We start from the raw sequence: 6,158 nt of genomic DNA on the forward strand, positions 1-6,158 counted from the left end.
CCCGCCCGCACCGCCGGACCCGCCGTGCCGGAAGCGGCTCCGGCGGGTCCGCCCGCCCCGCGCCGCTTCCCCGGCCTGCCCTTCCGGATCGCCCACGGCCCCCGCGACCTGCCCCGCGTCGCCCTCACCTTCGACGGGCGGGGCGACCCCGGCCTCGCCCGTACCGCGCTCGCCCGGTGCGAACAGGCCGGGGCGCGCGTCACGGTGCTCGCGGTCGGCGCCTGGCTCGCCGAACACCCCGGCCTGGCCCGCCGGATCCTCGACGGGGGCCATGAGATCGGCAACCACACCGAGCACCACCTCGACCTCGCGGCGCTGGACGAGCGTGCCGCGTACGAGGAGATCGCCGCCTGCGCCCGCCGGTTGCGCCGGCTCACCGGGTCCATCGGCACCTGGTTCCGCCCCTCGCCCACCGCGTACGCCTCCCCGCTCGTCCAGCGCCTCGCCCAGCGGGCCGGCTACCCCCATGTCCTCGGCTGCGACGTGGAGTCGCTCGACCACGCGGCCACCCGCGTCGCCGCCGTCACCCGGAAGGTCGCCGGGGAGCTCCGCAACGGATCGGTGGTGGAGCTGAGCCTCGGCCGACCGGTCACCGTCGACGCGCTGCCGCTGCTCCTCGCCGAGATCGGCCGGCGCGGGCTGCACGCGGTGACGGCCACGGAGCTGCTGGGCCGACCGGCCGCCGACGTCACCCGGACGGCCCGATAATCTGACCCCTGACATTCGGCATCACGAAGGGGCGGAACAGTGGCGGACATCGAGTCGGCGCGGACGGCATTCGAGCGGTTCGACCAGAACGGCGACGGCCTCATCACGGCCAGCGAGTACAAGAGCGCCATGGCCCAGCTGGGCGACCCCTTCGTCACCGAGACGGTGGCGCAGGCGATCATCAACGCCCACGACGCCAACGGTGACGGCCTGCTCACCTTCGACGAGTTCTGGGCCTCGCAGAACAAGGCCTGATCCGCCCCGGCGGCCGGTCCCGCGCCGTCGGGGGCCGGCCGTCGCGCCCGTCGTGCGCGGCTTGCTGTGTCTTTGTCCACCGGCGAGGATCGGGCCGTGATGTTCTCCGGACCCCCTGCCGACCCGGCCGCGCCGACCGGACCCGGCATACCCACCGCCCCGGCCGCACCGGCCCCGGCGGGCGACGAGCCACGCGTCGGCGCGACAGCGGAGGGGGAGTCCGGACGCTCCTGGACCACCCCGCTCCTGCTCTGCGCCGCGGGCGCCCTCGCGCTCCTCGTGGCCCTGCTCGGCCCCGGCCTCGTGGCCCGCGGCACCGGGGAGCTCCGGATACCCGGCGCGGGGCTCACCACCGTGCTCCGCACCGTCCTGTTCGCCGCCCTCGCCGTCCACCTGGGCGAACTCCTCGCCCCGCAGCTCATCCGGCCCGTCCGGGGCCGCCCTCGTACCGCCGTACGGAGCTGGGCGGTGCTCGCCTCGGTCGCCGGGGCGGCCGCCGCGGCCGGGCAGATCGTCCGGCTCGCCGCCGTCAGCGACCTCGGGATCACCGAGACCTACGGCACCCGCGAGGGCGGACTGCTCCTCCTCATCGCCAACGGCCTGGTTTTCGCCGCCTTCTGCGCCGCGAGCAGACGCCCGGCCCTCGCACTCGCCCCGCTCGCCCTCGTCATCGGCGCGGAGGCCCTGCGCGCGCACCCCGAGGCGTACAGCCCCGAGTTCGGCGCCGCCCTCACCGTCGTCCATCTGACCGCCGCTTCGCTGTGGACCGGCGGCCTGCTGTACGTCCTGCGCACCATGTGGCTCTGGCGCGGCTCACCCGTCGCGGCCCGCGCGCTGCTCGGCCGGTACGCGCGTCTGGCGATCTGGCTGTACGTCGCCCTCGCCGCCACCGGTATGGTCTCGGCCCTGCGCCGGCTGCCGCTGGACGTGGTGTTCACCTCCGCCTACGGGCGCACCCTGCTGGTCAAGCTGGCGCTCATGGCCGTGGTCAGCGTGCTCGCGGTGGCGGCCCGGCGGCGGATGCTCCGGGACGCCGACCCGTCGGTCGCGCATCTGCTGGCCCGCCGTGAACAGGTCGTGCTGGGTCTGGTCGTGGTGGTCTCGGCGCTCCTCACCGTGGTCCCCGACCCGCACTGGATCTCGCTCAGGCCCTAGGGCGAGTCCGGCGGTACGGCTCCCAGCCGCGCAACTCGTCGTCGCGCGGGGCCAGGACGAGGGCCGGAGCCCCCGGGCCGAAGACCGTCACGGGCCGCCGCTCGTCCCAGGACGGCCACCCCGGGTCCCCGTCCGTCGCGAAGTCCACCCACGCCCGGTGCATCGCGTCCGCCAGTTCCTGCGGGGCGTCGGGGCCGGTCAGGGCCATCGTGTCGGGGTGGGCGAGCGTGTCGAAGACGAAGCCCAGCTCCAGCGCGTGACAGGCGCCGAGCCGCTGTACGGGGGTGGGCCAGCCGAACTCGTACACGTACGTGGAGCCGGGCGCGTCCGTCCGGGCGTCGGCCAGCCGGTTGAGCGGGACCCGCAGCAGCAGGTCCGTCGCGAGGGCGCCGAGCAGTTCGCCGGGGGTGGCGTCCGGCCGGTTGGCCCGGTAGACGCGGGCGGTGGCGTTCGGCACCCCGAACTTCAGCCGAGCCAGGCGGAGCCGCAGCTGGCCGATCCTCTCGGTCAGACCGCCGGGCACGAACCAGAGCCGGTACTCCTCGGTGTTCGTCCCCATCAGCAGATCGATCCCGGCGGACGCGCCCGCGTGCAGCGCCGCCACGGGGTCGTGGGGCAGCAGCTCGCCGTCCACGACCGCCTGGAAGGAGTTGCGGCCGGTCAGCGGGTTTCCGCCGCTGGTCACCTCGGTCTGCGCGGTCAGCAGCGCCTCCGGGTCCACCGTGGCCAGCGCGGCGGCCGTCGCGGGCACCCCGAGCCGCTTCGCGATCAGCTCGGTCGTCCCGCGCGCGGCGGCCGGGGGCAGGGCGGCGGGCGCCCCGCTCTGGAGCACCGCCCGCCGCAGCAGCCCCGCCGACCGGGGTGCGGCCAGCAGGGCGGCGATGGAGACCGCCCCCGCCGACTCCCCGGCCACCGTCACCCGGTCCGGGTCGCCGCCGAACGCCGCGATGTTGTCGCGCACCCACTCCAGGGCGGCCAGCTGGTCCAGCAGCCCCCGGTTGGCGGGCGCGTCCGGGAGGACGCCGAAGCCCTCGACGCCCAGGCGGTAGTTGACGGAGACGAGGACCACCCCGTCCCGGGCGAACGCCGACCCGTCGTACACCGGCACCGCCGAGGAGCCGTGCACCAGCGAACCGCCGTGGATCCACACGAGCACCGGCAGCTCGGCCGCACCCGGCGCGGGTGTCCACACATTGAGGTTCAGCCAGCCGTCGCCCGCCACCGCCGGATCGGGCAGCAGCCGGTCCAGCGGCGGGGCGTAGGGCCGCTTGGGGGCCGTCGGACCGTACGCCACCGCCTCGCGCACCCCCGTCCACGGCTCGGGCGGCGCGGGCGCGCGGAACCTTCGTACGCCCACCGGCGGAGCCGCGTACGGGATGCCGCGGAAGACCGCGACACCCCGCTCGACCGCACCGCGCACGGTGCCGTGCACGGTCGCCACCCGCGGGGCGGTCCCCGCCACGATGTCGGACATGGTGCCTGCCAACCCCTCTCGCGGTGCGGTGACCCGGGCGGACCTATCCCTGCCCGCGAGGGGCGGTCCGCGACACCACCCGGGCGGCTGACCGGCCGGTGGGGCCCGGGTGGGGCCCGGGAGGGGCCCGGGAGGTGATTCCCGGGCCCGCCGGCGGGGAGGCGTTGCGACTCAGGCGGCGAAGTACTGGGACAGCGAGTCCCGGTCGTCCAGCTCCACCAGGTCCGGACGGGTGTAGCGCTCGGCGCGCGCGTGGTAGTCGAAGTCGCCCCGGACCAGTCCCCGGTAGTCCTGGACGCAGCGTTCCAGGGCCGCCCGGGTCGGTCCTGTGATGCCCGCCGCCTCGATTTCCTCGATCAGTTCCTTTTCCGCCCGCACCACCCGCTCGGCTATCCGCGCCAGTTGGATCCCGGCCTCGTCGACGGCTTCCTGAAGCGTTGAACCCCGGTCGCGCTGAATCAGCCGTACGGCGTTGTGCTCGTAGCCGAGAGCGGCTTCCTTCTCGAAGGAGCAGATGTCGTTGCAGAGCCCCGAATGATCGGTGACCGCGTTCCGCAGGGCGATATACGCGGGCAGGCTCCGGGCGGAATCCGGGAGATCGATTCCGGCGGTGATCTCATGCAGGCAGAGAAAAGGCTGCATGGCGACCGAATCCCGCCGGTGCTTGGCGAATTCGGCCCGGCTCGGCACCTGTCCGGCGGCCCGCTCGACGGCCTCCGCGTAGTACGTCCACAGCCAGGCGGCGGTGTCCCGCCGGAACTGCCGGTTCCACTGCGGCGACCGACCGCGGCAGGTCCGCTCCCGCAGCCCGGCGAGCGCCCGCTCCATCGGTCCGTTCGGCGCGGCCCCGTCGAAGACGTCCACCAGACGGGTGATCGCCCGCTCGCACATCAGCGGATCGCGTCCGGCCGGGCCGTCGTCGAACTCGTCGTCCACCAGGAAGGCCCAGAAGAGCCATTGACAGAACAGGTCAAGATGTTCCTGCGTGGCCTTCGGGAAGATGAGGGATATCCACAGTTCCGGGCGGGTCCGGATCATTTTCTTCCGGGCCGGTACGGAGAGATCGAGCCCTTCGGATTCGGCCCATTCCCAGGCCGCCCCACGAGTTTCCGCCAGGCCTGGATTACATCCAGCACTCTGGAACGGCATATGAAACGCCGGTAACGTGATCTGGCTCATTGCTGCCCCTCGTCTGATGAATACGGGCGGACGATGTGAACGACGCATTCCGGGTGATCGAGCAAGGGAGCCGGCCCGCCGGGAAGCGGCGGCCGAGAGCCCGGGGGGCGGACGACGGGGCGACCGTGCGAGGTGGGAGGGTCACAGCTGTCCTCCTTCCTCCGCCGGGTGCCGGGGCGGCCGGGGCAGGGTCGGTGAGCCGGTGGGCGAGCGCGTCACCATGTGTAGTGCCCAGTCAACCCCCTGTGGGGGTGCCGAGGGAAGCCATTTGTGACCGAAATTGTTTGATCGCCATGAACTCTCTGACCACTACTGGGTAGTTGGTGAACCTGTGGGGCGCACCGCAACAGCAGTGACGGAGGCCCGGCAACGGGTGCCGAGTGAACCGGCGGAGCGCGCCGCCGCCCGCCCCCGCGGCTCAGGTGCGCCGGAAGAACTCGACCTCGCCGAGCGCGATCGGCCGACCCTCGCCCTGCCCGGTCGCCTCCCGCAGTACCAGTCGGACGGAGACGACATCGCTGATGCCCGTCCGTACGGTCTGCTTGCCGGGCTTGTCGTTGAAGGTCACCGCCTTCTCGTGGACCGTGCCGTCCTTCGTCCTCACGATCAGATCCGCCCGGGTCGGCCGCGCGCCCCGCCGGAACTCCTGCGGCTCCTTCGACACACCGGTGTGCACCACGACGCCGACCAGCCGGAACGGCGTCCCGAACGAGCAGGTCAGCGACGCGCCCAGCTCGGGCGCACCCCAGTACTTGTTCGTCAGGCCGTCGATCGCCGCGCTCGCCGGGTGACCGGGAGCCGCCGCGCTCGCACTGACCCCGGTGGGGCTGATCTCCGCCGTGCCGCCGAGCTTGTCCCGGACGTCCTCGTAGACATAGCGGCCCAGCGGGAAGAACAGGAAGCCCGCGACCAGCAGCCCGGCCACGGCCAGGACCAGCAGCGTCCGCCGCAGCGCCCGGCCCGAACCGCCGCGCACCCGGCGGCGGAACGGCCACACCGTGCGCCACCACGGCAGGGCGGCCGGCGCCTCCTTGGCGTGCAGCGGAGCGGCGCACCGGCGGCAGAACTTCCGCCCCGGCAGGTTCGGCGTACCGCAGGCCGGGCAGGGCGGGCCGTCCGGCGTCTCCTCCTCCGCCACCGGCCGCACGACGGGCCGCCGGGTCACGGGCTTGGCCGGCTGCACCGCCCCGATCGGCTCGTCCGCGTCCGATGCCGATCCGGATGCCGATCCGGACGCGGGCAGCCTGGGCACCGGTGCGGACGCCGGGACTCCGGGGCGTACGGGGGCGGGCTGCGCGGGCCGCACGGGCGGCACCTGTGGCCGCGCCGGTACGGGTGTCGGCGCCGCCGGGGGCGTGGTGGGCTGCGCTGGTACGGGGGCGGGTGC

Annotated in this window: 6 protein-coding genes; 3 read left to right on the plus strand and 3 right to left on the minus strand. The window is 74.1% G+C overall.

Annotation, left to right across the window (positions count from 1 at the left end; genetic code table 11):
* The 3 genes from G3I54_RS33185 to G3I54_RS33195 form a co-directional block, all read left to right on the plus strand.
* Positions 1-708 (plus strand): polysaccharide deacetylase family protein (locus G3I54_RS33185; protein WP_164620230.1); only part of this gene is annotated, 708 nt, incomplete at its 5' end.
* A 39-nt stretch (positions 709-747) separates the two neighbouring features.
* The gene (locus tag G3I54_RS33190; RefSeq protein ID WP_164620232.1) at positions 748-963 is read left to right on the plus strand and encodes an EF-hand domain-containing protein; all 216 of its coding nucleotides are present in this window, start codon (positions 748-750) and stop codon (positions 961-963) included.
* Between the two features lie 99 nt (positions 964-1,062).
* Positions 1,063-2,118: a CopD family protein gene (locus G3I54_RS33195; RefSeq protein WP_164620235.1), complete on the plus strand. Its 1,056-nt coding sequence runs from the start codon at positions 1,063-1,065 to the stop codon at positions 2,116-2,118.
* Here G3I54_RS33195 and G3I54_RS33200 read toward each other — a convergent pair.
* The 3 genes from G3I54_RS33200 to G3I54_RS33210 form a co-directional block, all read right to left on the minus strand.
* Positions 2,108-3,592: a carboxylesterase family protein gene (locus tag G3I54_RS33200; RefSeq protein WP_164620237.1), complete on the minus strand. Its 1,485-nt coding sequence runs from the start codon at positions 3,590-3,592 to the stop codon at positions 2,108-2,110. The genes G3I54_RS33195 and G3I54_RS33200 overlap by 11 nt on opposite strands.
* 171 nt (positions 3,593-3,763) lie before the next feature.
* Positions 3,764-4,741, minus strand: coding sequence for a terpene synthase family protein (locus tag G3I54_RS33205; protein ID WP_164620239.1), 978 nt, complete (start codon positions 4,739-4,741; stop codon positions 3,764-3,766).
* Between the two features lie 448 nt (positions 4,742-5,189).
* On the minus strand, positions 5,190-6,158 hold a 969-nt coding region (locus G3I54_RS33210; protein WP_239144696.1), incomplete at its 5' end, for a zinc ribbon domain-containing protein.

The organism is Streptomyces sp. SID14515 (assembly GCF_010548505.1).
GTDB classification, from domain to species: Bacteria; Actinomycetota; Actinomycetes; order Streptomycetales; family Streptomycetaceae; genus Streptomyces; species Streptomyces caviscabies.

Bases quoted from the DNA above. Each gene is read 5' to 3' on its own strand.
- G3I54_RS33195 (WP_164620235.1), top strand. From the start codon at position 1,063: ATGTTCTCCGGACCCCCTGCCGACCCGGCCGCGCCGACCGGACCCGGC.
- G3I54_RS33200 (WP_164620237.1), bottom strand. From the start codon at position 3,592: ATGTCCGACATCGTGGCGGGGACCGCCCCGCGGGTGGCGACCGTGCAC.
- G3I54_RS33205 (WP_164620239.1), bottom strand. From the start codon at position 4,741: ATGCCGTTCCAGAGTGCTGGATGTAATCCAGGCCTGGCGGAAACTCGT.